Origin of the sequence: Palleniella muris, from assembly GCF_004792655.1 — a bacterium.
GTDB lineage: Bacteria > Bacteroidota > Bacteroidia > Bacteroidales > Bacteroidaceae > Prevotella > Prevotella muris_A.
Window position 1 is genome coordinate 34,994 of the sequence record NZ_SRZC01000008.1, and the last position, 21,350, is coordinate 56,343.

Consider the following 21,350-nt stretch of genomic DNA (forward strand, 5'->3'; position numbering starts at 1 on the left):
TTTACAAGGTTAGTCTTTCGCAACGGCTTCAAGCTCTGCCTTTACAAGGTTTGTCAGTTCGACAAACTGCCGGACAGTCAGTTGCTCAGGACGTTTTGTCATTATCTCATTTGTAAAGAACTCCTGCCGTGCCTGCTGCTCTCCATTGAAAATCTGCTTCAGGGAGACGCGCAGCATCTTCCGGCGCTGGTTGAATACCGTCTTCACGACACGCTTGAAGAGCACTTCGTCACATCCAAGGTCGGTAACTCCGTTGCGTGTCATGCGTATGACTGCCGACTTGACCTTTGGCGGTGGATTGAAAACCGTCTCATCGACAGTGAACAGATACTCCGTGTCATACCATGCCTGAATGAGAACGGAAAGGATGCCATAGGCTTTTGTGCCCGGTTCTGACGCTATACGCAAGGCGACCTCACGCTGTATCATACCTGTGCAACAAGGTATCAAATCCTTATTGTCAAGCATTTTGAAGAAAATCTGTGATGATATGTCATAAGGATAGTTGCCCGTCAGCACGAACTGTTCGCCTCCAAACACCTCTTTAAGGTCCATACGAAGGAAGTCGCCACTGATAATCTGTGGCTGAAAGTCTGACCAACGCTCATTAAGATATGCCACACTCTCCTTGTCTATCTCCACAACCTTGAACGGACGCGGCTTCTCTTTCAGGTATTGTGTCATCACACCCATGCCCGGCCCTATCTCAAGTACAGGCAGCTCCGGGCATGCATCCACGGTGTCAGCTATGCGTCGCGCAATCCCGAGGTCTGTCAGGAAGTGCTGTCCGAGTTGTTTTTTCGCTCTTACTTGCTTCATCAGTTTTCTCTGTAAAAGTCAAACGCCTCAAAGATTTCCTCCTTGGTGGCAGTCTGGTTGATTTCTATTCCTCCTATGTCGGAAAGGAGTGTAAAGTTGATTGTACCGGCGGTGTTCTTCTTGTCGTGGGTCATCAGTTCAAACAAGGTCTCGTAATCATCACAGGAAATCATCATTTTGCCATAATAATCATTGATGAACCGCACTGTGCTGCGCATGATATCCTGCGGGAAACCGGTCTTGACACATGACAGCCACAGTTCGCAGACCATACCATAAGCAACTGCATAGCCATGCGGGACAGGGCTGACGCTGCTGTTTTGCTTGCCGTCAAGACGTTTTCCGCAAGCCATACCGAAACTTTCAAAAGCATGCCCCACTGTATGTCCGAAGTTCAGTGCCTTGCGCAGACCGTGTTCCAAGGGGTCGATCTCCACGATATGTTCCTTCACCTGCACCGATTCCGCTACCATGCGCTGAAGCTGCTGAAGGTCAGGAGCCGCAATGTCAAAGTCCATAAGTTCCGCCCACATACGCTTCCGGGAATGAGAAGAGTCATCACCGGAGGTGCATATCAGCCCGTGTTTCAGCATCTCTGCATAGCCTGAACGCATCTCAACGTTGCTGAGCGTGTCGAGAAACTGTGTGTCAAGAATAACAACATCGGCAGTGTTGAACACTCCAATCTCATTCTTCAACCCTCCAAAATTTATGCCAGTCTTGCCTCCTACCGATGCATCGACAAGCGAAAGGAGTGTTGTCGGGATGTTCACGAAGTGTATTCCACGCTTGAAAGTCGACGCGGCAAAGCCACCAAGGTCTGTCACCATTCCGCCACCGATATTAATCATCATGGAGTGGCGTGTCGCCCCACCCTTCTGCAACGCTTCCCAAACACCGGCGATAGCGTCAAGATTCTTGTTGGAATCACCTGCCTTTATCACAATAAGACCGGCATCTTTCAGGCATTCGAACGCCTTTACTTTCGGAAAGCACACCTCCGCCGTGGTCGCATCGCACAGCAGAAACAGGCGGTCAGGACAAACCGCCTTGATGACATCGTCAAGATGCTGTTCCAAAGATGTCGAAATTATAACCTTTTGTTTCATCATTCTCTTGTTTCCTAATAATGTTTATTGCTGTCATTGTTCTACACACAGCACGGACAACGCACATCTCAGAACGGATAACCGACACCGAAATGGAACGCGAAATCGCGCGACAAATCGGGATAGAGGATTGGATAGTGCTCACTCCGCTTTGTATATACCGGATTGACAGCTTTCATTCCGCAGTCAAAACGCAGGATGAAATATCCGAAATTCAGACGCACACCGACTCCGTAAGCGACAGCAAGCTGCTTGTAGAACTCATTGAACTTGAATTGTCCTCCCGGTTGGTTCTCATACTCGCGTATTGTCCAGATGTTGCCGACATCGATGAACGCCGCACCATACAGCTTCCAGAACAGGAAAGTGCGATACTCCATGTTCAAATCCAGCTTTATGTCGCCCGTCTGGTTTATGAAGTCTATGCGCCCGTCACTGCCTCCGTATTTGCCGGGTCCGAGACCACGGACAGCCCATCCTCTAACGGAATTGGCTCCACCTGAGAAATATCGTTTCTCGAACGGCAGTATCTTGGAGTTGCCGTATGGGTAGGCAATGCCCAATCTGCCATGAAACACAAGTTCGGAACCGGGAGAGAGCTTCATTATGTGTGTCGCATCAAAGTCTCCCTTGACATATTGCGCATACGCGATATTGAACAATGTATACTGTCCGTCATTGTTTTTGCCGAAATTCAAAGCACTCGCAAAGCCATTGAGGATGTTTCCCGCCGTCTCGACATTGAGCTTGAACGCGTTGGTTCCGTTATTGTATGACAGTCCGAAGCCTATCTTCATTATGAACAGGTCCTCGTAATTATAACGCAAGATAGCATTACGGTTGTCGTCGGAGTCCAGATAATCCTCCTTGAATGTCTCTGAAATCCATGGCATATAGACATAGTTCAGGTCTATCATGTCCAGCTTGTAACTGGTATGGTGGTTAGGTTCCGACCATTTGTAGCCCCATGATGTGGAGAACACACGGCGGTGGAACTCAGGGCGGTTCTGCAGGTTATAAGCTACACTCAGTTCGCTTGTGGACTGTATGTTGCGCTTGAACGAATTGGAGATGAAAGGTGCTATGAACCTCGGGAACTGCACTTTGGATTCCAGTCCGTACTCCACATAGTTCTTGTCATTATAGCCTTCCAGCTGTGTTATTGCCTCATAAGCACCACGAAGCTGCATGGAGAAGGTCTCCGAACCATGGAAAAGATTCCTGTTGGAATATGTCAGGGACACCGCTGCGCCAAGGTCTCCGGCAGTGTTCGTGCCTTCCGGCTGCACAGAGATGGAGTTTGGCTTGCGTGAAGAAAGCTGTATGTCGCAGTCAAGTCCATACTTCACAGGCGCGGACACATCTGCATCCGTCTGCACAATGTCATCTTCTGCCACCTGATTATCATCCCCTGCTATTGAATCGGGAAGTGTTTTCAAAGTGTCGTTGACCTCATTGAACCGGATGTTTGTGTAGCGCAGAGCCTGCAGGCGTGAGAAACGCCGGTAAGTTCCTTGCAATGCCGACGCGCTGAACGGTTCGCCCTCACGCAATTCCGTGCTAATGTCCAGCACACTGTTACGCAAAACGACCTTCTCATCCCCACCACCTGGAAGATAGTTTATCTTGCGTACCGTGTAACATGGATGCGGTTCTTCCTTCGCATTGTTATTGGCACGGTAAGGAAGGAGCAGCAACGTCAGGTCAACGGTATTCTTTCCTTTGACAGTGTCTGCCTCAAAGCGTATGAATTCCTTATTGAACTTATAGTATCCGCGGTCTTGCAGGAACCCGGAAATCAAGGAACGCTCAGTGTTAAGGTCTGCCACACTGAACTGTTTGCCTTGTCTGATCACCCTGTCTTCCTCCGGAAGTTCACGTAAAAGTGTGTCTATGCGCGCATCACGGATATCATATTTTATGTCATCCACGACATACGGCTCATTCGGATGAAGGAAATAAATCACCTCACACTTAGGATTCCTCTTGCCGGCAGTCTTCGGACGCACCACAACAGATGACCTGACATCGGCATGAAGATAGCCCTGATTGGCAAGAGCCGTGACAAGGTCCTCGCATGTCAGGCGTGTCTTCACCGAGTCATAAGCATGATGCAGACGCTTTCCGTTCTCCAAGCCCGGAAGCTGGCGCACATAGTTACGCATCATCTGCGTATCTATGTTGGGATTATCAGTAACAACACGGACTTTCTTTATCTCCATTTCTCCCTCTGCAAAGCGTTCTTTCGTGGAACAGCTTATAAGAAAAACGGAAATAAAGAAAGCCTGTGAAAGTTTGTATATATGTGTCTTTATCACTTAGTTATCAGCACGGGGAAAGTTCATTCATACAGCCTGCCCCGTTCAACACATTGTTTTACCTTATTTTGTTATCACCGCCTTAGAGCGGATTTCATACTTCACGCCCTTTGAAGCCTTAGGCTTCTTGAACGTGCCGTCAAGCACCAAGACTATCGCCTGCTTTCCTGCCGGAATGGCTTTGACAGCCTCCTCTATGGTAAAGAAATTGCCACGTCCTTCCTCCGACACAACATAGTCATAGTGACGGACATGCTCCTTCAAAGCTGGGACAGCCTCTCCTATGGCGTCAGCAAGGCGGTTTGCCACGACACGGGCACCATATATATTATAATGTGTGTTGTCCTTCCTGCCTTTAGGTATGCTTGCAACCTCACCGGGCTTAAGCCACATGTGCAGTTTGCGTGAGCCTTCCACACCATACTCTGTCTCTATCCAGTGCGTTATGCGGTTGGCATCGACAAAAGGCACGTTGAGCCGCTTTGCAACAAGATAAGGAGCAGCGGTATAATCACCATCCTCTGTATAGTGTGTTGCCACAAGATACTCGGTGTTGACCTCTTCCTCACTGTACTTAACATCACGCAACGCCTCATCATCGGCAGCACCTTTCTTCTCAGCGGCTGACAATTCCGCTGTTTTTTCTGCATCAGTCTTCTTCAGACGTGCATCAAAGAAGAGTCTGCGCTCCACACAGTTGAAAAGAACAGGTATGCCGCCCTTCTCACGTGTCTCACGAACATAACGTTCGAGGTTAGCGTCAAACGACGTTCCCGGTTTGGCAAAGCGTTTCGACTTGCCCGGGATGTCATGCTTCTCGTCATTATGCCCGAACTGTATGAACACATAATCGCCCGGCTTTATCTTGTCCATGACCTTCTGCCACAAGCCTTCATCCCTGAAAGAGCGTGACGATCTGCCGTTGCGTGCATGGTTATCGACAACTATGTCTTCAGAGAAACATCCTTGAAGCATCATGCCCCAGCCACGCTCGGGAGAGCCTTTTGATATGTCTTTCTCCGCTGCCGTGGAGTCACCGATGATGAACACTGTCGTCTGACGCTTTGACGAGGAGACAAGCAGCGTAAGGCACACTGCAAGGAGTATGCTGCAAATGAATTTCATCTTTCTCATTTCATTTATATTTTCAAGCTATAACGTTATCTTACAAGCCTTTATCACAACGACCAGAGAATACGGCTCAAGACTCGTACCACGATCAGCATGTGCCTGAAATTGCAGCAATGAGTTCCTCAGGAGTTACGAGTGACTGCTCGCCTGTTGTCATATTCTTCAATGTCAGCTTGCCTTCCGCAATCTCATTCTCGCCGGCAAGGGCAACGAAAGGTATATGCTTGGCGTTGGCGTATGACATCTGCTTCTTCATCTTCACACTGTCAGGAAACACCTCCGTACGGATTCCTGCCTTCCTTGCTGACGCTGCAACAGGCAGACAGTAAGCAGTCTCCTTCTCTCCAAAGTTGATAAAGAGAAGCTGTGTTGTGTTGACAGCCTCCTTTGGATAAAGATCCAACTGGTTCAGGACATCATAAATGCGGTCAGCACCAAATGAGATGCCCACACCGGACAAGCCAGGCATGCCGAAGATTCCTGTCAGGTTGTCATAACGACCGCCACCTGTGATTGAGCCTATCTGCACATCAAGTGCCTTCACCTCAAAGATTGCGCCGGTGTAGTAGTTAAGTCCGCGTGCAAGAGTGAGGTCGAGCTGTATCTCGTTGTTAAGCGAACCTTTCAGGCTGTCAAGGATAAACTGCGTCTCCTCAACACCTTTCAGTCCGGTCTCGCTTGTCGCAAGCACCTCACGGATGACATTGAGCTTGTCATCATTGGTGCCCTCGAGTTTGATTATCGGCTGCAGTTTCTCTATTGCCTCCTCAGAAATGCCATCCTTGCGCAACTCATCGTTGACAGCGTCAAGTCCTATCTTGTCGAGCTTGTCGATAGCGACAGTGATGTCTACAATCTTCTCTGCCTCACCAATCACCTCGGCAATACCGGTCAGAATCTTACGGTTGTTGATTTTTATCTGCACACGGACACCGAACTTTGTGAACACAGTGTCAACAATCTGCATAAGCTCCACCTCGTTGAGCAATGAGTCTGAACCCACAACATCAGCATCACACTGGTAAAACTCACGATAGCGTCCCTTCTGAGGACGGTCGGCACGCCACACCGGCTGTATCTGATAGCGTTTAAAAGGCATCTGAAGTTCCTCACGATGCTGCACGACATAGCGTGCGAAAGGCACTGTAAGGTCGTAGCGGAGTCCTTTCTCGCAGAACTTTGCCGCCAGTTTCAGCGTGCTTGTCTCTGCCACTTCCTCGGCTGTCATGCCATGGAGGAAATCGCCGGAATTAAGAATCTTGAAGAGAAGTTTGTCGCCTTCCTCGCCATATTTGCCCATAAGCGTGGACAGATTCTCCATGGCAGGAGTCTCTATCTGCTGAAAGCCGTAGAGCGCATAGACATCCTTTATAGTATTGAAGATATAGTTGCGCTTCGCCATTTCCATTGGTCCGAAATCGCGAGTGCCTTTTGGTATGCTTGGTTTCTGTGCCATAATCTTACTTTTGCTTCTTCAGGATTACTTGCGGACAATGGTCTGTGCGCGGTCAGGACCAATGGAGATGACAGTGATAGGTGTCTCCAGCTCTTTTTCAAGGAATGCTACGTAGTCCTTGAACTGCTGAGGGAACTCGTCCTCTGATGTGAACTGCGTCATATCGGTCTGCCATCCCGGAAGCTCTGTATATATAGGTTCGATGCCCTTCTCTATGTTATAAGGGAAATCGCGTGTTTCCTCACCATTCACCTTGTATGCCGTACAAGCCTTGATTGTAGGGAATGTGTCAAGCACATCCGACTTCATCATGATAAGCTGTGTAACACCATTGACCATGATTGAGTAGCGCAATGCCACAAGGTCTATCCATCCGCAACGGCGCTCACGGCCTGTCACAGCTCCATACTCATGACCGATGTCACGCATCTTCTGACCTGTCTCGTCAAAAAGCTCTGTCGGGAACGGTCCTGCGCCTACTCTTGTACAGTAAGCCTTCATGATTCCAAACACCTCACCTATCTTGTTAGGACCAACACCGAGACCGGTACATGCTCCCGCACAGATAGTGTTGGAAGAAGTCACAAACGGATAAGAGCCGAAATCCACGTCAAGCATAGTGCCCTGAGCACCCTCTGCAAGGATTGTCTTGCCTGCCTTAAGAGCCTTGCCGACAGTGTGCTCGGAATCAACGATATGGAACAGTTTGATGTACTCTATACCCTCCATCCACACTTTCTCTGTCTCTGCCAGCTGCGCCTCATCATATTTGAAACCGATAGACTCCAGTATCTGTATGTGGCGTGCCTTGTGAGCAGCATATTTCTCAGCGAAACCGTCAAGAATGTCACCTACACGCAAACCGTTGCGTGAAGTTTTGTCTGTATATGTAGGACCGATGCCCTTTCCGGTGGTGCCAACCTTGTCCTTGCCCTTCAGCGATTCGTAAGCCGCATCAAGAATACGATGGGTAGGCATGATAAGGTGTGCTTTCTTTGAAATGTAGAGACGCTCCTTCAGGTCATGGCCGCTCTTCTCAAGTTCTTTAGCCTCACCCATGAAAAGATCCGGCGCAAGAACCACGCCATTGCCTATGATGTTGACCTTTCCACCCTGGAAAATGCCGGAAGGAATAGAACGGAGGACATACTTCTGTCCCTCAAACTCCAATGTATGTCCGGCGTTAGGACCACCCTGGAAACGTGCAACAACATCATACTTCGGTGTGAGAACGTCAACGACCTTACCCTTACCTTCATCGCCCCACTGCAGACCGAGCAGGACATCGATTTTTCCTGAATTCATAACTTTATAGTATTGTTTTGTTTTTATTCCTCTTTCATGACCTTGTACCAACGGCACATAATCCGCTACAAAAGTAGCAAAAAAAAACGAGACAAAAGAAAATCCGCCTCGAATATTTATATTTTTTATGGATGTCCTGTAAAATCTTTAGGCGTATGAGGAACATTACTCACTCGTCCACCTCACATCGCCATAGCTTGCCGCCACGGATTTCGATGTCCATCTCTATGTTTTCCTTATAGGAATACTCGGGGATGTACAGCATGAACGGTGCGACACGACCGGCAAGAAGCGCAATGTTGCGCAGCCCGATATTGCTCTCACAGGTTGCACCGAGGATTACCTCCTTGCCTTTCTGCTGTGCATCACAGATTCTTTCGATAGCTCCCGTTATGCCACCGTCAAGCATCGGGCGGACAAGGAGGCTGTCTTCCGGCACTTCGGAGACAACAGGGATTCCCATTTCGCTATGGGCGAAAGGTGTGTCGTAAAGCAACGGATTCTTCTGATAGTCAAACATTGCCGACTCCAAAGCGAACAGCAGTGCAGGACAAGGACGCAGGAACGCCGTGTGGTCATCACTGCGCAAAGCCTTATCCACCAGTCCGGCAATGACTTGCATCATGCCTTCCGCATCGATTTTGCCGGCGGGCATGTCGAAAGTCTCGGGCGTCACAAGGCATTCGCCTATACCGATTCTGTCGCTTCCCTCGTCAACGATTGAGATGACAGCAAACAGTCGTTCTCTGTTTTCGTCATGTCCCGAACAGGAAGAACCGTTCAACACTAAGGTCTTTGGTCTGATATTTATCTGCATAACACTATGTTTTTTAGAATCTGACATAAGTTTCCAACCAAAATTCGCAATAGTCTGCCTTGGCAAGGTTGCGGTCGTGGACATAATTGAACTGCGGTTGGAACATAAGATTCTTATGAAGTCTTATGTGTGGCGTAACACTGTAAATGGACTTTGCAGAGCCCCATGTCCCTTGGTCGCGGTAGACATCGTATTTGACATAAGTCTTCAGCCATGCCGTGCAAGGCACACCGAGGGTGGCATACCACGCATCGGCACGCCCTGTTCCACCTGAAACGTAAGCCTCCCCATGCTCATCAATGGTGAAATCAGCATAACGATGACCGACAGAGTGGACATATTCGGAGCGGAAAGTCCAGTCGGCAGCATCATATTTTGCGGAGATTGCATAGCGTTCGCGGTCGGCAGTGACACCGTTATATGTGAAGTTTCCAGTCCATCCGAAAACTCCGAGCACAAGTCCCTTTATTGGCTGAATCTGGATTGTGCCAAGAATGTCCTTGCGCTTGTTGGCATCGGCACAGTTAATTCCCTGTCCGTTGGCAACCATAAGCTGGTAATGAAGAAGGCTGTGCTTGTCCTTTCCGACAGGGAACAAGTCGCCCTGAATCTGCAGACCTTGGTCGCGTCCGCTGCTGTTCTCGCCCGGATAATCTCCTGAATTTGACAACTTAAGCATCACCTGCGAGTAGTTTCCGTTACCGACATCCCACGGATTCATCGGGTTCTCAAAGGTGAAAGCACGCTTAAACTGGCCAATCTTCACACGGAACTCCTTGAATTTCTGCCATTCAAGGAAGTAGTCCTTCATATGAAACTTGTCGTTGTTGGTCTGAACCTGTATGCGGTAGGCAAAATCCTTCAGTATTTTCCCGTCAACATAAAGACGCACGAAACGCTGGGAGAAACCGTCACCGCTTTCTTTCCCCTCCTCCGTGGAATAGCTGTATTTGCCGACAAAGTATCCGCCAAACTTTGGTGCGCTGACATAGTCAGAGATATTTTTCGCCTCGGACTTGTTCTGCTTCTCGACTCCCTTTGCAATGGCTTCGTTGACATATTTTGTCAGAAAGCCCTCCTCAAGTTTCTCTTCAGAAGCAAACTCGTCATCCGTGTCTGCAAACACAGCCATCGGCTGGAGCAAAACAGTAAGAGCCACAGCACATCCTCTGAGCCATGACGCCGGTCCTGCCGGTCCTTTATGGCAGTGGTGTAAGGGAAAGGCTGACCATAATCCTGTCGTTTTCATCATAATAAAAGTTATTTTTGTGATTCCAAATGCAAAGTTACGAATTTATTTTATAATTTTGCAGTTATTATGAAAAGAATCATCCGAAAGACAATCAAAATACTGCTGCCATTCATACTTGGCAGCGCGATACTCTATTGGATGTACCGTGATTTTGACTTCCAAGGGATGTGGAGGTTTATGGAAAAGGAGATGGACTGGACATGGATGTGGCTGTCATTCCCTTTCGGCATCCTTGCACAGGCATTCCGTGGCTGGCGGTGGCAACTTACTTTGGAACCTATCGGCGAGAAGCCGCGCACATCGACAAGTGTCAACTCCATTTTCCTTTCTTATGCAGTAAGCCTGCTCATACCGCGCGTAGGCGAGTTCATGCGATGCGGTGTGCTTCACAAAAAGGACGGAGTGTCGTTCCCTAAAGCTCTCGGCACGGTCGTGGTGGAAAGGATGGTCGATTCCGCCCTCATCCTTATGATTACAGCCTGTACACTGTTGTTCGAGATGCGGGTGTTCGGCATTTTCTTTGAGAAAACCGGTGTCAATATCGGCGATTTCCTTGGCCGATTCACCGCGACCGGCTATATCGTGACCGCCATCTGCGGCATCGCAGCACTCATCTCTCTTTATTTTGTAAGGAAAAAACTGTCTTTCTATAATAAGGTGAAAGCCACGACACAAGGCGTGTTGGAGGGCTTGATGTCATTAAAACAAGTTAAGAACATCCCACTATTCCTCTTCTACAGCATCGCAATCTGGGCAAGCTATTTCCTGCATTACTATCTGACTTTCTTCTGTTTCGACTTTACCGCCGACCTCGGTGTGATGTGCGCCCTTGTCACTTTCATCGTCGGCTCGATTGCAGTCATAGTCCCAACACCTAACGGTGCAGGCCCTTGGCATTTCGCAGTGAAGACTATGCTGATACTTTACGGTGTGGATGACATCAACGCACTTTACTTTGTGCTTATCGTGCATACTGTGCAGACACTGCTTGTGGTGGCATTGGGCGTATACAGTTGGATAGCACTGTCTTTGACAAACTCTAAAAAACAAATACTATGAACGAGATTAAGAACCTTAAGCCGGAGTGCATCTGGCGCAATTTCGACCTGCTCACACAGGTTCCACGTCCTTCAGGACATCTTGAGAAAATACAGAAGTTCCTCCTTGACTTTGCGGAAAAGGCGGGAGTGGAAGCGTTCCAGGACCCGGCAGGAAACATCGTAATGAAGAAACCTGCCACTCCGGGCATGGAGAACCGCAAGGGAATCATCCTTCAGGCGCACATGGACATGGTGCCGCAGAAGTCTCCCACATCCACACACAACTTCGAGACCGACCCTATCGAGACACACATCGAGGGCGACTGGGTGTATGCCAACAACACGACTCTCGGCTCTGACGACGGTATGGGCGTGGCTGCAATCATGGCAATCATGGAGGACAAGACTCTAAAGCATGGTCCGCTGAACGCGCTCATCACTGCCGACGAGGAGACTTCCATGGTCGGCGCAAACGCTCTTCCTGAGGGAGAACTCGAAGGCGAGATACTCCTCAACCTCGACACCGAGACAGAGGGCGAGATGATTATCGGCTCTGCGGGCGGTGTCGATGTCACTGCGGAGATAGAATATAAAGAGGTGGCGACAGACTGCGAGGACAAGGCCGTGAAAATCATTATCGACGGACTGCACGGAGGACACTCCGGACTGGAGATTGGCTTGGGACTTGCCAATGCCAACAAACTCATGGCGCGCATCGCAGTGGACATAATCGCTAACCTTGACGCAAGACTCGCGACATGGAGCGGCGGCAACATGCGCAACGCCATCCCACGCACCTGTGAGGCTGTCTTCACCGTTCCGGCAGAGAATGTGGAAGAACTGAAGGCAATTGTGGCAGAGTACAACGACACATTCTGCAACGAGTATAAGGGAATAGAAAAGGGAATCGTCGTGACAACCGAGGACACCGAGCTGCCTGCGACACAGATTCCGGAGGATATTGCCGACAATGTCATCAACGCAATCAACGCGTGCCACAACGGTGTGCTGCGCTATATCCCTTCCATTCCAGAGATTGTCGAGACATCAAGCAACCTCGCCATCGTAAGCATCGGCGACGGAAAAGCCGCGATAAAGATACTCGCACGCTCGGCTTCCGAGTCACAGAAGGATTACATCGCTTCAATCCTCGAAAGCGCATTCTGCATGGCAGGAATGAAAGTCACTCTCTCCGGAAGCTATGGCGGCTGGGATCCGAATCCAGACTCAGAGATGATAAAGATTATGTCGGCCATCTATGAGCGTGAGTTCGGCAATAAACCAATAGTAAATGTCGTACACGCCGGTCTGGAATGCTCCGTTATCCTCAGCAAATACCCTGGTCTTGACATCGTCAGTACAGGACCGACACTTGAACATCCGCATACACCTCAGGAGCGTTGCCAAATCTCTACAATGTGGAAATTTTGGCAGCTTATCAAATGCACTCTTGAGGAAGTTCCTGAGAAGTAACAGGTTTTTGCACGACATACATTTAGAAACAGGATGCAATGTTTGTTGTTAAAAAAAGTATAAAACAACAACTCGTATCATTGGTTTTAGGAATATATTTACTACCTTTGCACCTGATTTCGGTGTAAAGGTAGTTTTCTTTATACTCATGTTTAACCAATAAGAACAAGAAATGGACGATTATCATCCGGAAAACGAAACCATGTGATTCTGGGGATACGACCTTTGGGATTGTAGGCCTCAGGAAATGTTTTGTGTAAAAAAAGGCTTACAAATTATGAAGAATTATTGGAATACCGAGCATCAGCTGAAACAGATTGATGAATGGCAGCCAAACTGCTGGATACAGGTGACTTGTCCTACCGACGAGGACCGCCGTCACTTGGAAGAGACATACAAGATTCCCGATTATTTCCTTTCCGACATCGCCGATAACGACGAGAGGGCGCGCTATGAATACGACGACGGATGGATGCTTATCATCCTCCGCATACCTTATGTCAAGGAGATAAGGTCACGCACACCATACACCACCGTGCCTCTCGGCATCATCCACAAGCGCGATGTCACCATCACCGTCTGCAACTTCGAGACAAACATGATGATAGACTTCATCAGTTTCCACAAGCGCAGAGGCGAAGGATTCACGGACTATGTGGACATGATTTTCAGGCTTTTCCTCAGCAGTGCGGTGTGGTATCTGAAACGCCTGAAGCAGATTTCACAGCGCATCGACCAGGCAAAGAAGGACATGGAGGATGTGGACAACGAGGCTCTTATCGGTCTCTCACGCCTGCAGGACTCCCTGACCTATTTCCAGACATCCATCCGTGGTAATGAGAATCTTATGGCAAAGCTGAAATTCAAGCTGCAGGTGGACGAGCTTGACGCCGACCTCATCGAGGATGTCAACATCGAGATGTCACAGGCACGCGAGACAACGAACATCTATTCGAACATCCTTGAATCGACAATGGAGACTTACCGCGGTATCATCAACAACAACATGAACACCACCATGCGTACGCTTACCTCAGTGACGATAATCATGATGTTCCCCACTCTCATTGCATCCCTCTTCGGCATGAATCTTGTCAACGGCATGGAGAATAATCCGCTTGGCTTTGCCATCGCCCTGTTCATCTCCATCTTCGTCAGCATCGCCAGCTGGGCAGCATTAAAATGGAAACAGTTGATTTAAAGCACATGGCACAAAGACTGCCATGACAGATAGCAACGACAATACAAATGTGCCTTACAGCAAATTCCTATTATCTGATTCATGACCGAAAAAAGCATGTCCAACTATAACATAAATAGTCATGTCCAATGGACAATGATATAAAAGAAACAGACTTGTCACTCGGGAATCATGACATCAAGAATAAGTGCAATGACGTTATATGCCAACATGAACACAGAGGAGTGCTATCATCTCTTAACAAACAACAACATTCTGTCACAATTGAAATCATAGCCGCTATCATTTGACAACCGCCGGCTATGTAACTATCCAAACATTTTTCAAATGATAAAAACATTCCTATTATCATTGACAGCTGTATGCTTCTGCACACTTGAAACTTCCGGACAGGAGTTCATACCATTATGGCACGGAGGTAACAGTCAGTACAATAAATGTGTAAGCACAAAAGACAGCATGAATAATGAAATTATTTATAAGGTAAGGACTCCCGGGATATATGTTTTTCGTCCTTCTGCATTTACAAGAAACGGAAGTGCTGTGCTAATTATTCCCGGAGGAGGATATGCTCATCAGGCATACAGACTAAGCGGTTTCGAGATTGCCAAGTGGTTCAACACTATTGGCATCACGGCTTTCGTATTAAAATACAGGCTGCCTATGGCCGGGGAATCCGCATCGTCTTATAACATACCTTTAGAAGACGCACAGAGAGCCATGAAAATAATAAGAGGCAATCATGCTACGTACAATATAGATAAGGACAAAATCGGGACATGGGGATGTTCGGCCGGAGGTCATCTTGCCGCATGCCTCTCAACAATGGATGATATATGCGAAACCACCGGCGATTCACTTGACACCATAGCAACCAGACCAAATTTCACCATGCTGATATCACCAGTCATATCCATGGAGACATATACACATAAAAGCAGCCGGGAGAATCTGTTAGGAAGCATCTGCAATGACAGCATCAGAACAATGTTTTCATGTGAGAATCGTGTTCAGGAAACTACCCCGCCTGCATTTATCGTACACGCAGCAGATGACCGTACTGTATCTTGCTTAAACAGCATACTATACTTTAAAGCACTGAAAGAACATAATGTGGGCAACTCTTCACTGCATATATACCCTAAAGGAGGACATGGCATCAATCTGACAAACAACCCGGACATGACTTCAACATGGACGATGCTTGCCATAAAATGGCTAAGGAGTATCGGATTTTCGCAATGAAAATCATTTTTGAGATAGTCTGGCACTCAGTCCAATGCCACATCACTTCTTCGCTCACTCATGATAAACGCCTGTAATACAATAAAGTTTTCAGTATAGCACAATTCCATACAATTAGTTACGCCAGCACTTGCCGTGCATCAATAAATTTATAGAGGAATTCTTTTTTATGAAATAGACAAAGAATAGAAATATATTTATTAACTCTGAAGCAACATGCCTGACGAAACTGAAATGGACTGGTAATACATATAGAGACAGTATTACAGAAGCTGTCTTCGATACTTCTTTTTCACAGGCAAGGCTTACATCATTATTCAATTAATTTCGCTTACAGCCACTCCCTTGTGACAATATCCGGTCTATAAAATCTCAACACAAGCAATGTGACGGATATGGATGCATTATTCTCCGACTGCGTTTCTATAACATCACTTGATTTGAGCAATTTTAACACAAGTAACGTTAAGAATAACTATTCAGCAATTCATTAAGTTTGATAATCAGTTATTTATATAATTTACAAATAGAAAAGATAGAAGATTTTTATGAAAATCAGACATCGCTTCTTTCTATTTACACAAAACTTCTTAGATTCTCTATCTATTTGAATAGTCTTATCATCAGGAAAGCTTCAAATGATAGAATTATTCACTGAATAGTTACCGTGAAGACCATGTAAAATATGCTCTATGGATACTTGTTTCAAAAGTGTGACGTGAGAATCAAAGAAACGGGAATCCCATAAAGAGAATCCCGTTTCCTGCACTATTTTCCTTATATTATGCAATATACCATACAAATGATTACTGAGCCTGCTTTATAAGTTCGAGAACCTTGTTGCAAGCCTCATGCAAACCATCGGCATTCTTTCCGCCTGCCTGAGCGAAGTGTGGCTGACCGCCGCCGCCACCCTGGATGAGCTTCGCAGCCTCACGCACAAGCTTGCCGGCGTTCAGACCTGTAGCGACAATATCGTCGGAAAGCATGATGTTCAGCGATGGCTTGCCCTGTGACTCAGCTCCGATAACACAGATAAGCTTCTCTGGAACTGCTTCACGGATTTTGAAAACAAGATCTTTTGCTGCAGCGGCATCCATACTGATTACAGTATTAATGACTGTTGTGCCGTCAGTAGCGTGGTGACCCTTCTCGACAAGGGCTGTCTTCAGACGTTCTACCTGCTGTGCCTTGAAGGACTCGACCTGCTTCTTGAGGTCAGCATTCTCGGAGATGAACTTCTCGATGGCTGTGTGAAGGTCCTTGGCATTGTTAAAGAGAGCCTTGATGTCCTTGATGGTGTCCTCCATCACATAGCAGCGCTCTTCCCAGTTCTTGCCAGTAGCAGCCTCTATACGACGGATACCAGCCGCAACGGATGCCTCCGAAAGTATCTTTAACATTCCTATACGTCCGGTAGAGGTTGCGTGCATACCGCCACAGAATTCTACGGAAGGACCGAACTGTATGACACGAACTTTATCTCCATATTTCTCACCAAAGAGGGCTATGGCACCAAGTTTCTTGGCTTCTTCTATAGGAGTGTCACGATGTTCCTGCTGATGGATGTCTTCTCTAATCATAGAATTGACAATGCGTTCCACCTCACGAAGCTGCTCATCACTAACTTTCTCGAAATGAGCGAAATCAAAACGCAGTGTATCCGGAGAAACATAGGAGCCTTTCTGCTCTACATGGTCGCCAAGAACTTGCTTCAGGGCATAGTCAAGAAGGTGGGTCGCTGTATGGTTGGCAGCTGATGCGTCACGCTTATCAATATCTACGCACGCCATGAACTCTGCTTCCATGTTTTTCGGAAGTTCTTTCACAATATGGACAGTCTGTCCGTTCTCACGCTTTGAGTCAATAATTGCGACTGTCTCACTTTCACTTACAAGGACACCTTGTTCACCGACTTGACCGCCCATTTCGCCATAGAAAGGAGTATTGTCAAGAACAAGCTCATAGAAAGTGTTCTTCTTCTGCTTCACCATACGGTAGCGGGTGATGTGACAATTATACTCAGAGAAGTCATATCCGACAAACTTCTGCTCCTCGTTGATGTCAAAGTCGCCGACAGTGTTCCAGTCGCCGTTCTCCACCTGCGCGGCATTGCGTGCACGAGCTTTCTGGGCTTCCATCTCCACATTGAACCGGTTCTCGTCCACCTCTATGCCTGCCTCACGGCAGATGAGTTCGGTAAGGTCGAGAGGGAAACCGTAGGTGTCGAACAGGCGGAAAGCCTTTGAGCCGTCGAGGACTGTCTTGCCCTCTGCCTTCAGAGCGTCGACAGCATCGGTAAGCATGGAGATGCCCTTGTCGAGAGTGCGGAGGAAGGAATCCTCCTCTTCCTTTATCACACGGCCGATAAGTTCGCGCTGTCCCGGCAGTTCCGGATAGGAAGAACCCATCTCCCGGATGAGCACAGGGAGGAGCTTGAACATGAATGCCTCCTTTTGGTCAAGGAATGTGTAGGCATAGCGCACTGCGCGGCGGAGGATACGACGGATAACGTAACCTGCCTTGGCATTGGAAGGCAGCTGTCCATCGGCTATTGAGAATGCAACGGCACGCAAATGGTCAGCGATAACGCGCATAGCAACGTCTGTCTCTTCCTCCTTGCCATATTCCTTGCCTGACAAACGGCATATTTCCTTGATAATCGGCTGGAATATGTCAGTATCGTAATTAGAGTTCTTTCCCTGAATGGCACGCACAAGACGCTCAAAACCCATACCGGTATCTATGACATTCATTGATAATGGTTCCAGATGTCCGTCAGCCTTGCGTTCATACTGCATGAAAACAATATTCCATATTTCAATCACTTGTGGATTATCTTTATTTACCAGCTCACGTCCGGGAGTCCTGGCTTTTTCCTCAGAAGTGCGGGAGTCAAGATGAATCTCAGAGCAAGGGCCACAAGGTCCTGTATCGCCCATCTCCCAAAAATTGTCATGTTTATTACCATTGATTATATGGTCGGCAGGCACATGTTTCATCCAATAACCTGCGGCCTCATCATCACGCACAAGTCCTTCTTTCTCATCGCCCTCAAAAACTGTAACATAAAGGTCAGCAGGATTTATTTTCAACACGTCTACCAGATACTCCCAAGCCATGTCAATGGCACCTTCCTTGAAATAATCTCCGAAAGACCAGTTGCCGAGCATCTCAAACATTGTATGATGATATGTATCATGTCCTACCTCTTCAAGGTCGTTGTGCTTGCCTGATACTCGCAGACATTTCTGAGAGTCAGCACGACGGCGTGGCTCAGGGTCACGTGTTCCGAGAATTATATCCTTCCATTGGTTCATGCCCGCATTGGTGAACATCAATGTCGGGTCATCCTTCACCACCATTGGTGCACTTGGCACAATGGCATGTCCCTTTGACTCAAAATACTTCTTGTATGAGTCACGGATTTCATTTGCTGTCATCATATATTTTTGTTTATATCTTTTTATTATCAATTGTCATATTCCAAGATTCACTTCACTGCAAAGTATCCAATTGTTTGCGAATCGATTTAAGTTCGTCACGGACAGAGACAAGGGTATTAAGAATCTCCGTACTCTTATCAACAACAGTCGGGTTCTTAAGAATCATCTTGCGTGCTGCCGCAATCTTGAATCCACGCACCTTGACAAGGTTATGGATGTTGCGAATCTGCTTTATGTCCGCTTCAGTGTATTGGCGCACATTGTTCGATGTGGTCTTCGGATGGAGAGTAGGAAACTCTGTCTCCCAATAGCGGAGAAGACTTTCGGAAACGTCAAACATCTTTGCCACTTCCTTTATTGAGTAGTAGAGCTTTAGCTTCTTATTTGTATTCAATGCCATAACTGTATAAATAGAGGGGTTATCGTAATCGATTCCGTTCAAAACTATTGCGGACGTAGGTGAAGAAGAACACCACGCCGAACAAGTTCACGGCTGCTCCAAGCCGGAATGCCGACCCATAGCCGAACATCTCCGCCAATATGCCGCCGAACACTACTCCAAGTCCCACACCGGCATCCCATGATGTGTACAGCGTGGAGTTTGCCGTACCGCGCAGACTATTCGGCGCAAGATTGACAAACATTGTCTGTACCGCAGGAAACATGTGACCGTTGCCAAGACCGATAATCAACGCCGAGGCGTAGTATGCCCACAGGTCAGGAACAGCGGCAAACAAGATGTAGCCGAAGACAGAAATACTCACGCCGACGGCTGCATTATGGGTTATGTTGCCGTCGCGCAATGCTTTTGCTCCTTGCAGACGCGAAAGCATCAGGCCGACACTCAATATCAGGAAATACATTCCCGTGCCGCTTGTTATTCCCAACCGCTCACGCCCGTAGATGGCAAGATAGGTGGAGAGGATGCCGTAACTCAGTCCGAAGCAGCAGGTTATCAGTGCCTGGCTCCATCCTTTTGTAAGGAAGAAGCGGTCGAGCTTCATCTTCGGCAGTTCCACTTTTTGCGTGCATTCCTTGGACTTGACCTTGATTGAGGAAGCTACGAGCAGTCCTATTCCGCTGACAAGCATGGATAGTGCGAACAGGATTCGGAAATCATGTGTGACATCGTATATCAGTATGCCTACAGAAGGACTCAACGCCGTTGCAAGATTGTTGGACAATCCGTAGTAGCCGATGCCTTCCGCACGGCGCGATGACGGCAGGACGTCTATTGCCACAGTGCTGTTGGCGATTGTCGTCGCACCGTAAGGAGCTCCATGGAGTGTCCTTACAAGTGTGAACAGCAGTAGCGAGCCTCCTATAAGGTATCCGCCGAAGAGGATGAACATCACGCCATAGCATGCTGTCAGCACCTTCTTCCTGTCAAAACTGTCAACTATGTATCCGCTGAAAGGGCGCACCAGCATGACGGTTATGGTATATCCTGACAGCACAATACCAATGGTATGCTTCCCTGCTCCATACGTATCAGCAAGATACAATGGCAGAATCGGCACTATCAGCATGAAGGAAAAGTACAGCATGAAATTCGCTGTCAATGCCTTCACATAATTCCTGTTCCACAAAGTCTCCATCACTATCAAGTTATCCCTACTGTTTTCCGACTGTTGTCTATCGGTGAATCTTTTACCTAATATTTATCTGAGCCACTCGGTATCACCGCCGAACACCTCTGCCGGTGTTATCTTTGCAGCCTCTTTCTTTGTCAGTTGCTTTGCCCATGCAACACGGCCTTCGGTCTTCGCGCCTTCCCCACGGTTGTTGTACTCCAAGTAACGGGCAGTCTTTTCGTTTTCCTTATTGCCCCAGTTATGCCAGCCCTGAGGGAGAATGTGTGCTCCCAACTCGCAATTCATGAACAGAGTGTAGCCGTAAGGACGCCACGGACGGCCAAGATAGCATTTCTTGATTGGCTGCCCTCCACGGTTGCTCTTTGCAGCAGCCTCACCGGTAAGGCAGGTTATCTTGCAGTTGTTGAAGACATATCCGTACTTTTGGTCTTTCGGAGTAGACGCTGCTGTGACATAAGAATCAGACTTGTTCACGATGTCGCAATGCTCAAACCATACTGTAGAAGGACCGAAAATGAAGTCTGTTGTCCCCTCTATGTAGCAGTCCTTGAAATATTGGAGTGCGCCTCCGCGACCTGTATAGATTGTGTCCTGATGACCAAGGAAGCGGCAGTTCAGGAACACACATTTGTCTCCCTCTACATGCAGGGCTACAGCCTGACCGAGTCGTGCGGAGTTGTTCTCAATCGTAATGTTCTTGAACGTTATGTTTGAACCGGTTATCTTCACAGTGAAAGTGCGGAAAGTCCCCATTGGCTTGCCGGTTTCAGGCTGTTTCACGTTTGCATGGTCATCCCATGTGATGATGGTGTTGTCACGGTCTTCGCCACATATCTCTATATTGGTGAGCCATGTCGGAACATCAATCTTCTCCTTGTAAATGCCTTTCTTTACGAAAATCACCTTATGGTAGTCCATAAAGGCGCGGCAAACCTCTATCGCTTCCGCAACATTGCGGAACTCTGCCGTGCCGTCACGAGCAACAAACAGTGTGTCCGGGTTATCATACTTATTGGCAGCCTGAAGGGCAACGACATTCATCAGGGCAACGAATGCCAGCAATATCTTTCCAAAGTAATTCATGATTTTATAGATTTTGGTATTTTATTCTATTAGCTATTCCTATTTATTATTGTGTATTTG

The 21,350-nt window shown here is 47.7% G+C and carries 16 protein-coding genes and 1 pseudogene; 5 read left to right on the top strand and 12 right to left on the bottom strand.

All coding sequences use genetic code 11. The features are described 5' to 3' along the window. Positions 1 to 9 precede the first annotated feature (9 nt). The 8 genes from rsmA to E5358_RS06185 all read right to left on the bottom strand — a co-directional run bounded on the left by rsmA (position 10) and on the right by E5358_RS06185 (position 10,207). The gene (gene rsmA / locus E5358_RS06150; RefSeq protein WP_135939357.1) at positions 10 to 819 is read right to left on the bottom strand and encodes a 16S rRNA (adenine(1518)-N(6)/adenine(1519)-N(6))-dimethyltransferase RsmA; all 810 of its coding nucleotides are present in this window, start codon (positions 817 to 819) and stop codon (positions 10 to 12) included. After that, positions 819 to 1,928 carry a 3-dehydroquinate synthase gene (locus tag E5358_RS06155; RefSeq protein WP_135939431.1) on the bottom strand — a complete coding sequence of 370 codons (1,110 nt, stop codon included), beginning with the start codon at positions 1,926 to 1,928 and terminating at the stop codon, positions 819 to 821. The genes rsmA and E5358_RS06155 overlap by 1 nt, the downstream gene beginning before the upstream one ends. A gap of 68 nt (positions 1,929 to 1,996) precedes the next feature. Next, positions 1,997 to 4,246, bottom strand: a complete 2,250-nt coding sequence (gene tamL / locus E5358_RS06160) for a translocation and assembly module lipoprotein TamL (protein WP_277821185.1) — start codon at positions 4,244 to 4,246, stop codon at positions 1,997 to 1,999. 63 nt (positions 4,247 to 4,309) lie between these two features. Next, on the bottom strand, positions 4,310 to 5,371 hold the full coding sequence (locus tag E5358_RS06165) for a rhamnogalacturonan acetylesterase (RefSeq protein ID WP_135939433.1): 1,062 nt from the start codon (positions 5,369 to 5,371) through the stop codon (positions 4,310 to 4,312). A gap of 94 nt (positions 5,372 to 5,465) precedes the next feature. Further along, entirely contained in the window at positions 5,466 to 6,833 is a 1,368-nt protein-coding gene (hisS, locus tag E5358_RS06170; RefSeq protein WP_135939358.1) for a histidine--tRNA ligase, read from the bottom strand. 24 nt (positions 6,834 to 6,857) lie between these two features. Then, on the bottom strand, positions 6,858 to 8,138 hold the full coding sequence (locus E5358_RS06175; RefSeq protein ID WP_135939359.1) for an adenylosuccinate synthase: 1,281 nt from the start codon (positions 8,136 to 8,138) through the stop codon (positions 6,858 to 6,860). A 169-nt stretch (positions 8,139 to 8,307) separates the two neighbouring features. Then, a complete protein-coding gene (locus E5358_RS06180; protein ID WP_135939360.1) occupies positions 8,308 to 8,955 on the bottom strand; it encodes an enolase-like domain-containing protein in 648 nt (215 codons plus the stop codon). 13 nt (positions 8,956 to 8,968) lie between these two features. Then, positions 8,969 to 10,207 carry a porin gene (locus E5358_RS06185; RefSeq protein ID WP_135939361.1) on the bottom strand — a complete coding sequence of 413 codons (1,239 nt, stop codon included), beginning with the start codon at positions 10,205 to 10,207 and terminating at the stop codon, positions 8,969 to 8,971. A gap of 66 nt (positions 10,208 to 10,273) precedes the next feature. Here E5358_RS06185 and E5358_RS06190 point away from each other — a divergent pair, with 66 nt between their 5' ends. From E5358_RS06190 to E5358_RS15315, 5 genes and pseudogenes are all read left to right on the top strand, one after another. Further along, a complete protein-coding gene (locus E5358_RS06190) occupies positions 10,274 to 11,266 on the top strand; it encodes a lysylphosphatidylglycerol synthase transmembrane domain-containing protein (protein WP_135939362.1) in 993 nt (330 codons plus the stop codon). Beyond that, positions 11,263 to 12,720 (top strand): aminoacyl-histidine dipeptidase, encoded by a 1,458-nt coding sequence (locus tag E5358_RS06195; protein ID WP_135939363.1) that lies wholly within the window; start codon positions 11,263 to 11,265, stop codon positions 12,718 to 12,720. The genes E5358_RS06190 and E5358_RS06195 overlap by 4 nt, the downstream gene beginning before the upstream one ends. Before the next feature lie 277 nt (positions 12,721 to 12,997). Further along, a complete protein-coding gene (locus E5358_RS06200) occupies positions 12,998 to 13,921 on the top strand; it encodes a magnesium transporter CorA family protein (RefSeq protein ID WP_135939364.1) in 924 nt (307 codons plus the stop codon). Positions 13,922 to 14,248: 327 nt separating this feature from the next. Beyond that, positions 14,249 to 15,166 carry an alpha/beta hydrolase gene (locus tag E5358_RS06205; RefSeq protein WP_135939365.1) on the top strand — a complete coding sequence of 306 codons (918 nt, stop codon included), beginning with the start codon at positions 14,249 to 14,251 and terminating at the stop codon, positions 15,164 to 15,166. A gap of 368 nt (positions 15,167 to 15,534) precedes the next feature. Continuing rightward, positions 15,535 to 15,660: pseudogene (locus tag E5358_RS15315) on the top strand (BspA family leucine-rich repeat surface protein); the annotation flags it as partial. Between the two features lie 312 nt (positions 15,661 to 15,972). Here E5358_RS15315 and alaS read toward each other — a convergent pair. The 4 genes from alaS to E5358_RS06230 form a co-directional block, all read right to left on the bottom strand. Next, the gene (alaS, locus tag E5358_RS06215; RefSeq protein WP_135939366.1) at positions 15,973 to 18,612 is read right to left on the bottom strand and encodes an alanine--tRNA ligase; all 2,640 of its coding nucleotides are present in this window, start codon (positions 18,610 to 18,612) and stop codon (positions 15,973 to 15,975) included. Between the two features lie 52 nt (positions 18,613 to 18,664). Beyond that, complete coding sequence (locus E5358_RS06220; RefSeq protein ID WP_135939367.1) at positions 18,665 to 19,012, bottom strand: MerR family transcriptional regulator; 348 nt, start codon at positions 19,010 to 19,012, stop codon at positions 18,665 to 18,667. 19 nt (positions 19,013 to 19,031) lie between these two features. Further along, positions 19,032 to 20,210 (bottom strand): MFS transporter, encoded by a 1,179-nt coding sequence (locus E5358_RS06225; protein WP_135939434.1) that lies wholly within the window; start codon positions 20,208 to 20,210, stop codon positions 19,032 to 19,034. Between the two features lie 63 nt (positions 20,211 to 20,273). After that, entirely contained in the window at positions 20,274 to 21,290 is a 1,017-nt protein-coding gene (locus E5358_RS06230; RefSeq protein ID WP_135939368.1) for a pectinesterase family protein, read from the bottom strand. Between the last annotated feature and the right edge of the window lie 60 nt (positions 21,291 to 21,350).